Source organism: Pseudoalteromonas sp. Z1A8 (assembly GCF_011378855.1).
Classification (GTDB): domain Bacteria; phylum Pseudomonadota; class Gammaproteobacteria; order Enterobacterales; family Alteromonadaceae; genus Pseudoalteromonas.
On record NZ_WTLB01000135.1, the window covers coordinates 1 to 635 of the forward strand.

Sequence of the window (635 nt, forward strand, 5' to 3'; positions counted from 1 at the left end):
TTTAACCGTATCTGGAACAGAAATGAATTTGTTCCACGCTTGCGAAACCTGTTCAACTATTTCTTCATAGCAACTAAACACACGATTAGATAGACAGTGTTGCCGTATCCAACTCCATACTTGCTCTATTGGATTTAACTCCGGGGAGTAAGGCGGAAGTTTTATTAGCGTGACATTATTGAATGGTTGTACAGTATCAATAGTATGCCAACCAGCGCCATCAACGATCACGACCGCATGACGTCCTGCCTCCGTGGCTTTTGATATTAATTCCATGTGTTGCGTCATGACGCCTTTATTGACGATAGGGCTGATCAGCGCTTCTGTTTTACCATTACTTGGGCACACTGCGCCAAATAAGTATCCATACTCAAACTGCTGTTGTTTTGTTACACGAGGCCTCGAGCCTGTTTCAGCCCATAAGCGTGTTGTTTGATTTTGTTGTCCAAACCGTGCTTCATCTTGAAACCAAACATCAATGCGATCTAAAGGGAGATGCCCTGGGGTGTGAAGGATCGTTTCCACTTGGAACTTTTTTAAAAGCCTCTTGGCTTTCATTTGACTGCTTTGGGTGCTTAGAACGGCTTGTGACCCAACTAAACCCACGCTTCTTGAGCAGTTTGTAAATATGATCG

The 635-nt window shown here is 43.8% G+C and carries 1 pseudogene; it reads right to left on the bottom strand.

The features are described 5' to 3' along the window. Positions 1 to 635 (bottom strand): annotated as a pseudogene (locus GQR55_RS20020) (IS630 family transposase); the annotation flags it as partial.